At 63.8% G+C, this 14,936-nt stretch carries 16 protein-coding genes; 1 reads left to right on the top strand and 15 read right to left on the bottom strand.

Features of this window, described 5'->3' with window-relative positions; all coding sequences use genetic code 11:
* Positions 1-139 precede the first annotated feature (139 nt).
* From U3648_RS12310 to U3648_RS12285, 6 genes are read right to left on the bottom strand one after another with little or no spacing between them, the layout of a single operon-like run.
* On the bottom strand, positions 140-1,231 hold the full coding sequence (locus U3648_RS12310; RefSeq protein WP_420859526.1) for an NADH-quinone oxidoreductase subunit E: 1,092 nt from the start codon (positions 1,229-1,231) through the stop codon (positions 140-142).
* The gene (locus U3648_RS12305; protein ID WP_420859525.1) at positions 1,231-2,454 is read right to left on the bottom strand and encodes an NADH-quinone oxidoreductase subunit D; all 1,224 of its coding nucleotides are present in this window, start codon (positions 2,452-2,454) and stop codon (positions 1,231-1,233) included. The genes U3648_RS12310 and U3648_RS12305 overlap by 1 nt, the downstream gene beginning before the upstream one ends.
* Positions 2,455-2,456: 2 nt before the next feature.
* Entirely contained in the window at positions 2,457-3,377 is a 921-nt protein-coding gene (locus tag U3648_RS12300; protein ID WP_420859524.1) for a sulfotransferase, read from the bottom strand.
* 2 nt (positions 3,378-3,379) lie between these two features.
* A complete protein-coding gene (locus tag U3648_RS12295; RefSeq protein ID WP_420859523.1) occupies positions 3,380-3,991 on the bottom strand; it encodes an NADH-quinone oxidoreductase subunit C in 612 nt (203 codons plus the stop codon).
* Between the two features lie 10 nt (positions 3,992-4,001).
* Positions 4,002-4,526 (bottom strand): NuoB/complex I 20 kDa subunit family protein, encoded by a 525-nt coding sequence (locus U3648_RS12290; RefSeq protein ID WP_129679855.1) that lies wholly within the window; start codon positions 4,524-4,526, stop codon positions 4,002-4,004.
* Positions 4,526-4,891, bottom strand: coding sequence for an NADH-quinone oxidoreductase subunit A (locus tag U3648_RS12285; RefSeq protein WP_129679853.1), 366 nt, complete (start codon positions 4,889-4,891; stop codon positions 4,526-4,528). The genes U3648_RS12290 and U3648_RS12285 overlap by 1 nt, the downstream gene beginning before the upstream one ends.
* Positions 4,892-5,156: 265 nt before the next feature.
* Between U3648_RS12285 and U3648_RS12280 the strand changes: the two genes are divergently transcribed.
* Positions 5,157-5,894 (top strand): GGDEF domain-containing protein, encoded by a 738-nt coding sequence (locus U3648_RS12280; protein ID WP_420859522.1) that lies wholly within the window; start codon positions 5,157-5,159, stop codon positions 5,892-5,894.
* Positions 5,895-6,158: 264 nt separating this feature from the next.
* Here U3648_RS12280 and U3648_RS12275 read toward each other — a convergent pair whose 3' ends face one another.
* From U3648_RS12275 to U3648_RS12235, 9 genes are all read right to left on the bottom strand, one after another.
* Positions 6,159-6,947, bottom strand: coding sequence for a crotonase/enoyl-CoA hydratase family protein (locus tag U3648_RS12275; RefSeq protein ID WP_420859521.1), 789 nt, complete (start codon positions 6,945-6,947; stop codon positions 6,159-6,161).
* A complete protein-coding gene (locus U3648_RS12270; RefSeq protein WP_420859520.1) occupies positions 6,944-7,819 on the bottom strand; it encodes a hydroxymethylglutaryl-CoA lyase in 876 nt (291 codons plus the stop codon). The genes U3648_RS12275 and U3648_RS12270 overlap by 4 nt, the downstream gene beginning before the upstream one ends.
* Complete coding sequence (locus U3648_RS12265) at positions 7,812-8,489, bottom strand: glutathione S-transferase family protein (protein WP_420859519.1); 678 nt, start codon at positions 8,487-8,489, stop codon at positions 7,812-7,814. The genes U3648_RS12270 and U3648_RS12265 overlap by 8 nt, the downstream gene beginning before the upstream one ends.
* Positions 8,486-10,420, bottom strand: coding sequence for an acetyl/propionyl/methylcrotonyl-CoA carboxylase subunit alpha (locus U3648_RS12260; protein WP_420859518.1), 1,935 nt, complete (start codon positions 10,418-10,420; stop codon positions 8,486-8,488). The genes U3648_RS12265 and U3648_RS12260 overlap by 4 nt, the downstream gene beginning before the upstream one ends.
* On the bottom strand, positions 10,420-10,911 hold the full coding sequence (locus tag U3648_RS12255) for a thermonuclease family protein (protein ID WP_420859517.1): 492 nt from the start codon (positions 10,909-10,911) through the stop codon (positions 10,420-10,422). The genes U3648_RS12260 and U3648_RS12255 overlap by 1 nt, the downstream gene beginning before the upstream one ends.
* Positions 10,912-11,370, bottom strand: coding sequence for a hypothetical protein (locus U3648_RS12250; RefSeq protein ID WP_420859516.1), 459 nt, complete (start codon positions 11,368-11,370; stop codon positions 10,912-10,914). It lies immediately after the preceding gene.
* 7 nt (positions 11,371-11,377) lie between these two features.
* Positions 11,378-12,955: a carboxyl transferase domain-containing protein gene (locus U3648_RS12245; RefSeq protein WP_420859515.1), complete on the bottom strand. Its 1,578-nt coding sequence runs from the start codon at positions 12,953-12,955 to the stop codon at positions 11,378-11,380.
* 69 nt (positions 12,956-13,024) lie between these two features.
* On the bottom strand, positions 13,025-13,561 hold the full coding sequence (locus U3648_RS12240) for a hypothetical protein (protein ID WP_420859514.1): 537 nt from the start codon (positions 13,559-13,561) through the stop codon (positions 13,025-13,027).
* Positions 13,558-14,721, bottom strand: a complete 1,164-nt coding sequence (locus U3648_RS12235) for an isovaleryl-CoA dehydrogenase (protein ID WP_420859513.1) — start codon at positions 14,719-14,721, stop codon at positions 13,558-13,560. Before U3648_RS12235 ends, U3648_RS12240 begins: the two co-directional genes overlap by 4 nt.
* Positions 14,722-14,936 lie beyond the last annotated feature (215 nt).

The raw sequence follows: 14,936 nt of genomic DNA, 5'->3' as shown, positions 1-14,936 counted from the left end.
GACAGGGAATTTGTAAAGCCAACCGCGTGGATCGGGCAAAGAAAACCGGGCCGGTCGGGGCGTTTCCCGCCCCGCTTGCGGCCTTCAGTCAACAGATTGCGCGGTTTCGGCATCATGTGCGTGACTTCAAAGCGATCCGTCAGCCCTCGGCCGCGAGTTTCGTGGCCTGCCCGATCCAGTCATCCCGTTCGATCCGGCCCTTGAACTTCAGCCGGCTGTCGACCCAGGCGATCTCATCGGGTGTCCATTTGGCGATCTGGTCGAAGTGCCAGAAGCCCAATTCGTTCAACACGCCTTCCAGCTTGGGGCCGACCCCGGAAATCCGCTTCAGATCGTCGGCACCGGCCTTGCGCGGGGCGGCCATGGTGCGCGGCTTCTTTTCCCGTGCGGGGGCAGTCACGGCGGCCGGGGCCGCGACGGGGGCAGTGGGCTTTTCGACCTTGGCGGCGGCTTTCGGGGCGGCCTTCTTGGCTGCGGGCTTCGCGGCGGGCTTGGCTGCCGGTTTCGCGGGCTTTGCTCCACCTTTGCCCAACCAGGGCGTCAGCAGCGGCACTTCGGTGCCGTCGATCCGTTTGACGGTATCGCCGATATCCACGGCCAGCTGGGCGCTGGCGTTATACTGGGTCCGGCCACTTTCGTGATCGGTCAGCGAGGTCAGCCCCGACAGCGGCTCGGCCGCATAGCGGCCATTCTGCGGGCCCGGCGTGGGCACCTTGCCAGCGGCCAGTTCGTCCAGAATGTCGCGCAGGCGGTCGGCGGTCAGGTCTTCGTAATAGTCCTTGCCGATCTGGGCCATGGGGGCGTTGGCGCAGGCGCCAAGGCATTCCACCTCTTCCCAGGAAAACTTGCCATCCGCCGACAGCGCATGGGGCTTGTCCGCGATCTTTTCGCGGCAGACCGCGATCAGGTCTTCGGCGCCGCAGATCATGCAGGACAGGGTGCCGCAAATCTGGATGTGGGCGACAGAGCCGACCGGCTGCAACTGGAACATGAAGTAGAAGCTGGCCACCTCCATCACCCGGATCGGTGCCATGTTCAGCATCTTGGCGACCTCTTCGATCGCGGGCCGGGTCAGCCAGCCTTCCTGTTCCTGCGCGCGCCACAACAGCGGGATCACCGCGCTGGCCTGACGACCCTCGGGATACTTGGTGATCTGCGCCTCGGCCCATTTCTGGTTGGCGGGGGAGAAAGCAAAGCTTTCGGGCTGTTCGGGATGAAGACGGCGGAGCATTAGCGGTCAATCTCTCCAAAAACGACGTCCATTGTGCCGATGATGGCGGCGACGTCGGCAAGTTGGTGGCCAGAGGCGACGTGGTCCATGGCCTGAAGGTGCAGGTATCCGGGGGCACGCAGTTTGGCGCGGTAGGGTTTGTTGGTCCCGTCGGCGACAAGGTAGACGCCGAATTCGCCCTTGGGGGCCTCGACAGCGGCATAGACCTCGCCCGCGGGGACGTGGAACCCTTCGGTGTACAGTTTGAAGTGATGGATCAGCGCTTCCATCGAGGTCTTCATGTCGCCCCGTTTCGGCGGGGTGATCTTGCCGCGGGCCATGACGTCGCCCTGCCCTTCGGGGGCGCGCAGCTTTTCGATGGCTTGCAGGATTATGCTGGTCGACTGGCGCATCTCTTCCATACGGACGAGGTAACGGTCATAGCAGTCGCCGTTCTTGCCCACCGGCACTTTGAAGTCGAATTCGTCGTAGCATTCATAGGGCTGGGCGCGGCGCAGGTCCCAGGCAAGGCCCGAACCGCGCACCATCACGCCCGAGAACCCCCAATCGAGGATCTCCTGTTCGGTGACGACGCCGATATCGACGTTGCGCTGTTTGAAGATGCGGTTCTCGGTCAGCAGCCCGTCGATATCGTCCAGAACGGCGGGGAAGGCGTGGGCCCATTCCTCGATGTCGTTCAGCAGCGCATCGGGCAGGTCCTGATGCACGCCGCCGGGCCGGAAATAGGCCGCGTGCAGGCGCGCGCCACAGGCCCGTTCGTAGAAGATCATCAGCTTTTCACGCTCTTCAAAGCCCCACAGCGGCGGAGTCAGCGCGCCGACGTCCATGGCCTGCGTGGTGACGTTCAGCAGGTGGTTCAGCACCCGGCCGATTTCCGAATAGAGCACCCGGATCAGCGACGCGCGGCGCGGCACCTCGGTCCCGGTCAGCTTTTCGATGGCCAGACACCAGGCGTGCTCCTGGTTCATCGGGGCCACGTAATCCAGCCGGTCAAAATAGGGCAGGTTCTGCAGGTAGGTCCGGCTTTCCATCAGCTTTTCGGTGCCGCGATGCAGAAGCCCGATATGCGGGTCGCAGCGTTCCACGATCTCGCCATCCAGTTCCAGCACAAGGCGCAACACCCCGTGGGCCGCAGGGTGCTGCGGTCCGAAGTTGATGTTGAAGTTGCGGATCTTCTGTTCGCCGGTTTCGGCGTCTTCAAATCCCTTGGAGCCGTCCATCATCGTCATACTCCTGCGTAGTTGGCTTCCCATTTGGCGGGAAGCCGGCCCATCCGGGCCAAGACGTAATCATATTGCGGCCGCAGATAGGCGGCTGCGCGGGTCCGCTGGTCAGCGGTCATTTCAATCTTCACCCCTTCGTGGACCCGCTTGTCGAAACGGGCCTCCACCGGGGCAAGGCCAAGAAAGGCGCAAAGACGCGCGATGGCCTGTTCGGAAAACAGTTCTTCGTAGAACCCAAGGAACAGCGCCCTGGGGTCCAGCGCCGCATCCAGCCGGTCCAGCGCGCCCGCGTAGTCGCCCCGGTCCGTCACATGCTGCGCCTTTCCGGACATCGCATTGTCGAATATCCGCGCGGCGTGACTGGCCAGGTTCTGCCCCGCCTTGGCGGCACGGTGGGCCATCATGCGCACGTGGCTCCACAACCGGGAAACCGGATCGCGCATCAGGTAGACAAAGCGCGTGACCGGTGCCAGCGACGCCATGGATTTCAGACGCTCGACCGACAGAAGCGAATAGGCGGGGGTCACATCCGCGACCAGCCCCTTTTGCCCTCGCCCGTCGGACAGGTAGGACAGGTAGCCGCCTTCATCCCCGGCTTCGAGAATCGGAAGATAGGCCTCAAGATCGGCAATCTGGCGGCGCAGGTAGCGGCGGCGCGGATCGCCAGCGGGCACCTGCTCGCGGCGGGCCAGAAGGGCCGCGTGCTTGGTCAGGAACTGCCTGGACTGGAAATCGAGGTTATCGCGATCCAGCGTATCGTAGAAATGCAATTCCTTGATCGTGCGCAGGTGGCATTCGGGATGGGACGCCAGAAAGCGGTAAAGCCAGCTGGTGCCGGCCTTGGTCGCGCCCACACCGAAAAGGAGCGTCGCCTGCCCTGCCCCACCCTCGGGGCCCGCGTTTATGGCCGCCCGGTCGCTCACCCTCAGCTCCCGGCCTTTTCCGTCTTTTCGTCGCCCGGAAGGATGTATTCCGCCCCTTCCCACGGGCTCATGAAATCAAACTGGCGATATTCCTGCACCAGTTTCACCGGTTCATAGACGACGCGCTTTTGCACCTCGTCATAGCGGACCTCGGTATAGCCGGTGGTCGGGAAATCCTTGCGCAGCGGATGGCCACGGAAGCCATAGTCGGTCAGGATGCGGCGCAGGTCCGGGTGGCCCGAGAAGATGATCCCGAACATGTCGAAGACTTCACGTTCGAACCAGTTGGCGCTGGGGTGCACCTCGATGATCGAGGGGACCATCTCCTCTTCCCCGATCGACACCCGCAGGCGGATCCGGTGGTTCTGGTACATCGACAGGAAGTGATAGACCACGTCGAACCGCTTGGCCCGGCCGGGGTAGTCCACCGCCGTGATATCCACCAACGACGAAAACTGGCAGGCGCTGTCGGACTTGATGTAGTCGACAAAGGCCACAAGGTTGGACGGGGCCACATCGACGGTCAGTTCGCCAAAGGCGACCTCCCAGCCCAGCACGCAATCCTTGCGCTTCAGCTCAAGCAGGGCGCCCAGTTCATTCAGTGCATCAGACATATGCGCCCCCTTAGCGAACGATGGTGCCGGTGCGGCGGATCTTCCGCTGCAGCTGCAGGATGCCATACATCAGCGCCTCTGCCGTCGGCGGGCAGCCGGGCACGTAGACGTCAACCGGCACGATCCGGTCACAGCCGCGCACCACGGAATAGCTGTAGTGATAATAGCCGCCGCCATTGGCGCAGGACCCCATCGAGATCACGTAACGCGGTTCCGGCATCTGGTCGTAAACCTTGCGCAGCGCCGGGGCCATCTTGTTCGTCAGGGTGCCCGCAACGATCATCAGGTCCGACTGGCGCGGGGACGCACGCGGCGCGGTGCCGTAACGCTCAAGGTCGTAGCGCGGCATCGAGGTATGCATCATCTCGACCGCGCAGCAGGCAAGGCCGAAGGTCATCCAGTGCAGCGACCCGGTCCGCGCCCAGTTGATGATGTCGGCGGTCGAGGTGACGATGAACCCCTTGTCCTGAAGCTCGGCATTGATCGCGCTGGTGACGACTTCCTTGTCGACGCCCGCGGTATTGGATCCGGTCATCACTCCCATTCGAGAGCCCCTTTCTTCCATTCATAGGCAAAGCCGATGGTCAGCACGGCCAGGAACACCATCATCGACCAGAAGCCCACCATCGAAATATCCTGGAAGGCCACCGCCCATGGGAACAGGAAGGCCACTTCAAGGTCGAAGATGATGAACAGGATCGACACGAGGTAGAAGCGCACGTCGAACTTCATCCGGGCGTCATCAAAGGCGTTGAACCCGCATTCATAGGCGGACACTTTTTCCGGGTCCGGGTTGCGCACGGCCAGCACGACCGCGGCAAGGATCAGGATCACGCCAAGAACGATGGCAAGTCCCAGAAAAATGATGATGGGAAGGTATTCGCGCAGGAGATCTTCCAAGGCCGGGTCCTTTCACGCATCGCGCCCGGGGCCGCAAGACCGGCCCGGCGCATGTTGGCTTGGTCAGGCTTTACCCTTCGGGCGGTAGAGGGTCAACCGAAGGCGATGGGCTGGCGCCCGCTTTTTCGGTTCTTCGTGCCAGTTTGAATCCAATGCAAACCATCATGGCCGCGAAATTTGGAATTCGTGAAGGGTTTTGGCCGAACTCTGAAGCAACTGATCACCACCGGGTATACGAGCCGAACCAATGTCTTCGTCTGGCCTGATGCATCGAATTGTCACCCGCGTCGCGCCCAAGTCACGGGGCGATTTCCTTTTGAAGTGGCTGATGTTCGAAGTGGCGATCAACCTCGTCAATGTCACAGTGGAACGCACGGTCCGACCCGAGGCAGGGTTTGACCCCTACAGCCAGGTTTTAGTTACTGTGATCGTGTCGGCGCCATTCGTGGTTTTCGCCCTGTCTGTCATGTCCCACCAATACCAGTTGCAACGCCGACTCGCAGATATGGCCGCGACGGACATTTTGACGGGACTGTCGAACCGCGGCGACTTTCTTGAAAAGGCTTCTCTGGCATCGGTCAACGGGCAGGGTGGCGCGCTTCTTCTGGTTGATGCGGATCATTTCAAGCGGATCAACGATACCTACGGCCACGCTGTCGGCGACCTGTGCTTGCAGGCAATTGCCGAACGTATGCGCAAACTGGTCCGGTCCGGCGATATCGTGGGCCGCTTTGGCGGCGAGGAATTCGCCGTCTTCCTGCCCAAGGCAACCCCGGACATGGCCCGCGCGGTGGGTGAACGCATTTGCGAAGGGGTCAGGATTGCGGTTCCCAAGGAGGGGACAGAGGTGCAGATCACCCTATCCGTCGGGGCAACGCCCGTGCGGGCCGCCGACAGTATTGAAAAGATGCTGACCCTTGCCGATGCCGCGCTATACCGGGCCAAGGAAATGGGCCGGGCGCGGATCGAATTCGCCAGCATCGAAGGCCGGGCGGTGTTCTAGGGCCTGTGGACACTCCCCACGAGCCGCCAGCGCGAGACCCATTTTGCCGCTGACAAGGCGATTAGACCGCAGCGATCTGGTTGATCGTCAGGGCAAATCAACGATGGCAGGGGCAAAATGGGCCGCGCCCCTTCGGGGGTTCGCCAAAATTGCCCCTCGCTGCGTTATTTGAGCTTGAAGTAGATCACTACGACTGCACTCAAATGCCTTGCGATGAGCAATTTTGGACAGAAACTGGCGGCAGGTGGGGAATGTCAACAGGCCCTAGCCCTGCACCCAAGGCGCCGGTGTCTTGGCGAAGAACGCCGCGATTCCCGCCTCGGCCTCGGCGCTTTCCCAGCGGGTCACCAGCGCGTCGATGCTGCGGGCGATGGTGGCCTCGTCCGGGGCGCCGCCAAGCGACAGCGCCAGCCGCTTGGCTTCGGCCACCGCACCGGGGGCGCAGGACAGATAGGGCGCGACCTCTGCCTCGACCGCGTCATCCAGCGCCTCGGCCGGGACCGCGCGTGCCGCCAACCCAAGCGTCACCGCTTCGGCCGCGTTGAAAATCCGGGCGGACATGAACACCCGCCGGGCCATCGCCTCGCCCATGCGGGCAACGACATAGGGGCCGATGGTCGCGGGAATCAGCCCCAAACGGGTTTCCGTCAGCCCGAATTTCGCCCCCTCGACCGTCACCGCCACATCGGCCACCGACATCAAGCCGACCCCGCCGCCAAAGGCATTGCCCTGGACCCGTGCGATTACAGGTTTCGGGCAATCGTTGATCGCCTTCAGCATCATCGCGAGCTTTGTCGCCTCGCGCGCCCGTGTTGGCCCGTCGGCCTGCATCTGGTCGCGCATCCAGCCCAGATCGCCCCCGGCGCAAAAACTGGCGCCCTCGGCGGCCAGAACCACCACCCGCACCGCCGGGTCCGCGCCCAGCCGTTTGGCGGCCTGCGTCAGCTCTTCGATCATCTGCGCCGACATGGCGTTGTGCTTGACCGCCCGCGTCAAGGTCAGCCGGGCCACCCCCCGATCGTCCACCGACACCGAAATCGTTTGTTCCGTCATGCTGCCGCCCTTAGCCCCCGTGCGATATCCGCGGCGCGGTCCAGTGCCGCCCGGTCCACGCCCGTCTCAAACCCCAGCGCCGCGCAGCGGTCCACCAGTGCCCCGGTGTCCAGATTGCCCGGCGCGCCCGGCGCATAGGGGCAACCGCCCAACCCCGCCACCGAACTGTCAAAGGTGCGCAGGCCAGCCGTGATCGCGACCTCGACATTGGCCAGCGCCAGCCCGGTCGTGTCATGGAAATGCCCCGCCAGATCATCCGGCCCACATACCGCCAGAACCGCGTCCAGCATGGCGCTGACGCTGTCCGGCGTGCCCCGGCCGATGGTATCACCCAGCGAGACCTGCATCGGTGCCAACGCCCGCAGGCCCGCCACCGCGCGGGCCACCAGCGCCGGGTCGGTCGGCCCGTCAAAGGGGCAGTCCGTCACGCAAGATACATAGCCCCGCACCGTGACCCCCGCCGCGCGCGCCGCATCCACAACCGGCGCGATCCGGTCAAGGCTTTCGGCGACAGAACAGTTCAGATTGGCCCGGCTGAACCCTTCCGAGGCCGAGATGAACACCGCCACCTCGCCCGGAATCCGTGGCAGGGGTGCGATGGCCTCGGAATAGGACTCCCACCCCTTCATGTTCGGAATCAGGGCCGCGAAGTTGACCTCGTTGGCATAATCGACCCCCGCCAGAATCTCGGCGCTACCCGCCATCTGCGGCACCCAGCGGGGCGAGACGAAACTGCCCACCTCGATATCGCGCAGGCCCGCCGCGACCAGCGCCCGGATCAACTCCAGCCGCCGGGCCAGGGGGATCACGCCCGGTTCGTTCTGCAAGCCATCACGCGGCCCGACCTCGTAGATCCGGATACGGTCAGCCACCTGTCACCTCCCATGGCGGGTAAAAGTCCTGCTCATAAAGCAGCGGCACGTTGCCATCGGGGATCGAGGCCCGGAAAGCAGGCCGGTCGGTGATCCGGTCATACCATTTCGCCACCTCGGGGAACGGGTCCAGCCGGACGAAGTGCCGCGCCATATAAACGGCCTGCCCCAGCGCAATATCCGCAACCGAAAACCCGCTGGTCAACACGTAGTCCCGGTTCTCGACCGGGGTCGACAACCGCCCCTCAAGCGCCTTCAGGCAGTTGGCAAGGCGTTTCGATTCCAGCTTCATGATCAGCGGAGACCGCATGTAATCCTCGTACAGCATGATGTGCTGCTGGGTCAGGGCGGCGCAATGCTGGCTGATGGTTTCCGCGAAATGCAACCAGTTCAGGAAGTCGGCGCGGTCAAGGTCGCCGGTGTCGCGACCAAGGCCCGCATCGGGGAACCGTTCGGTCAGGTATTCAAGGATGGCAAGGCTTTCGAACATCACCTCGCCGTCCACCTCGACCGCCGGGACACGGCCCGCCGGGCTGAGGCTCAGATAGGCGTCAGAGCGCAAGGTCTTGTCGAAGGGATAGACCATCAGTTCAAAGTCCGCCTCCAGTTCATTCAGCAGCCAAAGAACCCGCATCGACCGGGTCTGATGACAATGGTGCAGACGGATCATGTAACCTCTCCTTCGGGGTCCAATACCACGATCGGCGCCCCGGCTTCCACCTGCCCGCCGGGTTCGGCCCCGATGCGGGCCACGGTACCGTCGCGGGGCGCGCGCAGGGTGTGTTCCATCTTCATCGCCTCCAGCGTGGCCAGACGGTCGCCTTCCTTCACCTCTGCGCCCACGGTGGTGAACAGGGCCGTGACCAGCCCCGGCATCGGGGCCAGAACCGCATCGCCGCCCGCACCTGTGGCGCTGCCCCGGTCCAATAGGTCCACCAACCCGATCTCGCGGCCCACCCCGTCAAACAGGGTCACACCGCACGGGTGGCGGGCGAAGGGCACCGCCCGGTCCCCGTCAAAGGTCCAACCCAGCCGGTCGCGCAGGGCCTCGACCACCAGCCCATCGACCGAGACCAACACGCTGTCTGGCCCCCGGACCTGAAGAACGACCGGCCCTGCGGTGGTTTCGACGGTCCGGGCCAAGGGTGCCCAAAGCGCAAAGCCACGGGTCGGCGCGCCGCCGTCCCACAGGTCCGACAGGATCAACGCCGCCTGCGCCACGACCTGCGGGGTGACTTCCGGCACCTGCGTCAGGTCGGCAAGGTCGCGGGCGATCAGCCCGGTATCCACCTGCCCCGCCGCGAATCCCGTATGATCGGTCAGGGCCTTGAGGAAGGACAGGTTGGTGACGGTGCCCGCCACCTGCGTCTCCGCCAACCCGCGCGACAGGCGGCGCAGGGCGCTGTCCCGGTCCGGGCCATGCACGATGACCTTGGCGATCATCGGATCGTAGAAGGGAGAGATGTCATCCCCTGCCCGCACGCCGCTGTCCGCCCGGACCTGCGCGGGGAAAGCCAGATGCGCAAGCCGACCCGTCGCGGGTAGGAACCCGGCAGGCACGTCCTCGGCATAGAGCCGCGCCTCGAACGCATGGCCGTTGATTTCCAGATCTTCTTGACGGGCGGGAAGCGGCTCTCCGGCGGCGACGCGCAACTGCCACTCGACCAGATCGACGCCCGTGATGGCCTCGGTCACCGGATGTTCGACCTGCAAGCGGGTGTTCATCTCCATGAACCAGAAGCCATCGGCGTGCAGCGGGCCGGACCCGTCCACGATGAATTCCACCGTCCCGGCCCCGGAATAACCGATCGCCTCTGCCGCGCGGACGGCGGCGGCGCCCATTGCGGCGCGGACCTTCTCGGTCATGCCCGGCGCTGGGGCCTCCTCGATCACCTTCTGGTGGCGGCGTTGCAGCGAACAATCCCGCTCGAACAGATGCACCGCGCGGGTGCCATCGCCGAAAACCTGCACCTCGATATGGCGGGGGTGGGTCACGAATTTCTCGATCAGCACATCGGGGTTGCCAAAGGCGGTCTTTGCCTCGGCCCGGGCGCTGGCCAGCGCCTCGACGAAATCGGCGGGGTCTTCGACCAGCCGCATCCCCTTGCCGCCGCCGCCCGCCACGGCCTTGATCAGCACCGGATAGCCGATCCGCCCGGCCTCTGCCGCAAGCAGGTCATCGGACTGGTCCGCGCCGTGATAACCGGGCACGACCGGCACGCCGGCCTGTTCCATCAGCGCCTTGGCGGCGTCTTTCAGGCCCATCGCCCGGATTGCCTTGGCCGACGGGCCGATAAAGACCAGCCCCGCCGCCTCGACCGCTTCGACGAAATCCGGGTTTTCCGACAGGAAGCCATAGCCGGGGTGGATCGCCTCTGCCCCCGTCGCCAGCGCGGCGGCGATGATCGCATCGCCCTTCAGGTAGCTTTCCGACACCGGCGACGGGCCGAGGTGGATCGCCTCATCCGCCAATTCGACATGCAGCGCGGTGGCGTCCGCGTCGGAATAGACCGCCACGGTTCGAACGCCCATCGCGCGGGCGGTTCTGATGACGCGGCAGGCAATCTCGCCCCGGTTGGCGATCAGGATTTTGTCAAACATCAGCGTTCCTCTTCACACCAGCTTGCCCGGCGGCCCCCGTCATAGGGGCGAGCCAGACCGGCGGCGATGATCATCTCTGTCAGCGGGCGGCCATCGACCGTAACTGTCGTCAGCGGGCGGTTATACAGATCGGGTACCCCCGGTTCGGCCTCAAGGTTGCGGGCGGACCAGAATGTCCAATGAAGCCAAGCCTTTGCATGCAGGGCCTGAAGTCGTTCCGACAGGCACCTCCCGCGCAGTTCCGGCGTGTCGATCCCGGTGACGCGACCATTCACACGGCCCTGATCCGGGCAGGTCAGCCGCACGGTATCGCCATCCACCACCCCGCGAATGGTGCAGCCGGACTGCTCCTTTGTCGCCAGGATCGCCGCGTCCAGAACCATCGGCCCGGCCCCGACAAGCACGACAAGGGCCAGCGCCGCCATTCGAAACCGGCGAACCGTGCCACGACCCCGCACATGGGGGCGGCGCAGGATGGGCGACGGGCGCATTCACTCTCCCTTCGGGTAGCTGCGGAACCGGTGCCGGTAGATCAGGTTCGGCCGGTCGCCTTCCATCAGGTAAGATACTGCCAATATTACAAAAATCAGCTCGACGATTGCAAAGGGGCTGATCCCGTCCGCAAGAAAAGTCGCCAGTGTGAAGACGGAAAAGATCAACTGCACCATCGCCAGCACCAGCGCATAGGGCGCGCGGAGCACGAGAAGGATTGCTGTGGCGAGTTTCAGCAGCACGCCGACCCAGCCGAGCTGACCCGCGCCGCCAAGGGTTTCCCAAAGCTGGAATCCTGCCGCACCGACGAAAATTATCACTATAAACCAAAGCATTAGTGACAGGTGTCCCTGCGGGTGCGCCCGCGCCATAGCCGGCGTGACATGCACCCATTGCGCACCGGTCAGCCGGTCCATCTTGCCGCGTTCGAAACGTCCTTCTTCGGGAAATTCGGTCATTCTACCCTCACATCCGGAACACGCCGAACCGGGTTTCCGGGATCGGCGCATTCAGTGCCGCTCGCAAGGACAGGGCCAGCACCTTGCGGCTGTCGCGCGGGTCGATCACCCCGTCATCCCACAGCCGGGCCGAGGCATAGAGCGGATGAGATTGTTCTTCGAACTGTTTGATAATCGGTGATTTTATCGCGTCGATCTGATCGTGGGAAAGCGGTGTTCCAGCCCGCTCTGCCGCGTCGGCCTGAACGGTTGCCAGCACGCCTGCCGCCTGTTCCCCACCCATCACGGCGGTCCGCGACGTGGGCCAAGACCAGATAAAATTCGGACTGTAAGCCCTTCCAGACATTCCATAATTCCCGGCACCGAACGATCCGCCGACGATCATGGTGATCTTGGGGACGGCGGTGGTTGCGACGGCGGTTACCATCTTGGCCCCGTGCCGGGCGATGCCTTCGTTTTCATACTTCCGTCCGACCATGAATCCGGTGATGTTCTGAAGGAAAATCAAAGGGATACGGCGCTGACTGCACAGCTCTACGAAATGCGCGCCCTTCTGGGCGGCCTCGGAAAACAGCACGCCATTGTTGGCGACGATGCCACAGGCCATGCCCTCGATTTCGGCAAAGCCGGTGACAAGCGTTTCCCCGAACCGCGCCTTGAACTCGTCAAATCGCGATCCGTCGACGATCCGGGTGATCAGTTCCCGGATGTCATAGGGGGTTCGCAGGTCCGAGGGGATCACATCGAACAGGTCGTCAATGCCGGCCGCCGGGGCGTCGAAATTGTCCGGTTTATACAATTCCGACGGGGCGGGTTGCGCGTTTTGTACAGCCCGCCGGGCAAGCGCCAGCGCGTGCGCGTCGTCTTCGGCCAGGTAGTCGGCGACCCCCGACAGCCGGGTGTGCACGTCGCCCCCGCCCAGATCTTCGGCGCTGACGACCTCGCCCGTCGCGGCCTTCACCAGGGGCGGACCGGCAAGAAAGATCGTCCCCTGTTCCTTCACGATGATCGACACATCGGCCATCGCCGGGACATAGGCCCCCCCGGCGGTGCAGGACCCCATGACCACGGCGATTTGCGGGATGCCCGCGGCGCTCATCTGCGCCTGATTATAGAAGATGCGGCCAAAGTGATCGCGGTCGGGAAAGACCTCGTCCTGATTGGGCAGGTTGGCACCGCCGCTGTCGACAAGGTAGACGCACGGCAGCCGGTTCTGCTGGGCGATCTCCTGCGCCCGCAGATGTTTCTTGACGGTCATCGGGTAGTAGGTGCCGCCTTTCACGGTGGCATCATTGGCCACGACCATGACCTGCCGCCCCTCGACCAGACCAATCCCGGCGATGACCCCGGCGCAGGGGGCCGCGCCGCCATACATGCCATGCGCCGCCGTCGCCCCGACCTCAAGGAAGGGCGAACCGGGATCGAGCAGGTTGGCGACCCTTTCGCGGGGCAGCATCTTGCCCCGGGCCACATGGCGGGCGCGGGACTTCTCGCCGCCGCCCAGCGCGGCCAGACGGGCGGCCTCGGCCACTTGGGTAAGGGCTGCCTCGTGGCCAGCGCGATCCGATGTGATCGTTTCAGTCATGGGTTCCTCCGAACTCATTGCTGGTGCCCGGCGCCGATCCAGCGGTCATGGCTTCAACCGAACAGGGACTCATTGGGCAGGCACCACCCAGTAGGCGGCATAATTGTCAAAGAGGAAATGCAGGATAAAGAACTCGGCGTTCATGTTGCATCGCGCAAGAGCAAGGTCCTCCGGGACGCCTTCCACCGCCAGCTCATATTCAAGACAACTGGAGAAGAACTCGAAACCATCCCGATTCAAACGGGCAGTCATCCCTGCGGCATCCGACGTGGAAAGGGCGCCACCAACTCTGTGCAGTAATTCACGCGTATGAACGTTCGTTTCTGTGGTAAGGGACTTGAGAGACTCAACATCATTTTGGACGGCTTCGTCGAAGACTTCCAAATCAAGTGGCATCAGACAGGCAACAAAGCCAGTGTTGTCGGCAATCGGTCGCGCGAGGCACTCAAAGACCTCATCAATAGCTTTGGGTTGTTGTGCCGTGGCCTCGAATGGCGCCCAAAATGGCGAACTCACGCCAACAACCCACGTCAACAGCCACGCTACGGGACGGCGGGCGGGGCGATGATCCCGGCAAGGCCGGGGTCGAGCGGCGCGCGGCGTCATCCCATCGCCCCCATCATCTCGCGCCCGATCAGCATCCGCCGGATCTCGGAGGTGCCCGCGCCGATTTCCATCAGCTTGGCGTCGCGGAAGATGCGGGCGACGGGGGTTTCGTTCATGAAGCCCATGCCGCCCATGGCCTGCACGGCCTGATGCGCGACGGTCATCGCCTCTTCCGAGGCATAGAGCACGCAGGCCGCCGCGTCGGCACGGGTGACCTCGCCCCGGTCGCAGGCCTTGGCCACTTCGTAGACATAGGCGCGGGCCGAATTCATCTTGGTATACATGTCCGCGATCTTGCCCTGCATCAGCTGGAAGCTTCCGATCGGCTGGCCGAACTGCTTGCGCTGCGCCAGGTAGGGCATCACCTCGTCCAGACAGGCGGCCATGATACCGGTGCCGATCCCCGACAAAACCACCCGTTCATAGTCCAGCCCGGACATCAGGACGCGCACGCCCTTGCCCTCTTCGCCAAGGATGTTTTCGAACGGCACCTCGACATCTTCGAACACCAGTTCGGCAGTGTTCGATCCGCGCATCCCCAGCTTGTCGAAATGCTTGGAGGTCGAGAATCCCTTCATCGACTTTTCCACGATGAAGGCGGTGATCCCCTTGGACCCGGCGTCGGGGTCGGTCTTGGCATAGACCACCAGCGTGTCGGCGTCCGGCCCGTTGGTGATCCAGAATTTCGTGCCGTTCAGCACGAAGCGGTCGTTCTTCTTTTCCGCCCGCAGCTTCATCGACACCACGTCGGACCCGGCCCCGGCCTCGGACATGGCCAGCGCGCCGACATGCTGGCCGGAAATCAGGCCGGGCAGGTATTTGTGTTTCTGATCTTCGGTGCCGTTCAGCTTGATCTGGTTGACGCAAAGATTGGAATGCGCCCCGTAGGACAGGCTGACCGAGGCAGAGGCGCGGGCGATTTCCTCGACCGCGACCACATGGGCAAGGTAGGACATTCCGGCCCCGCCGTATTCCTCGGGCGTGGTGATCCCCAGAAGCCCAAGATCGCCCATTTCCGTCCACAGATGCGCGGGGAAGTCGTTGGTCCGGTCGATCTCGGCGGCCAGCGGCTTGACCCGCTCTTGCGCCCAGCCGTGCACCATATCGCGCAGGGCGTTCACATCTTCGCCAAGGTCAAATCGCATGGTTGCGGTGAACATCGGGGCCTCCAGGCGTTAAATGAACAGTTGTTCAATAAATAGCCGGAGTCGCAGATGCAGTCAATCCTGCCTCCGATCGCGGATTGCCTGCCCGTGGGATGGCGATGAAACGGGCAGGCCCAGGCGCTCTATCGTGCAATACCGTAAAAGGGCTGGCTTGGGCGGAGGTTCCACCAGATCGCCAGCCCGCCGGGACGGGCAGGCGATGCGCGGGC

This window comes from Marivivens marinus, assembly GCF_035969385.1.
Taxonomy (GTDB): Bacteria; Pseudomonadota; Alphaproteobacteria; order Rhodobacterales; family Rhodobacteraceae; genus SELP01.
This window is presented reverse-complemented; position numbering and strand designations above follow the sequence as displayed.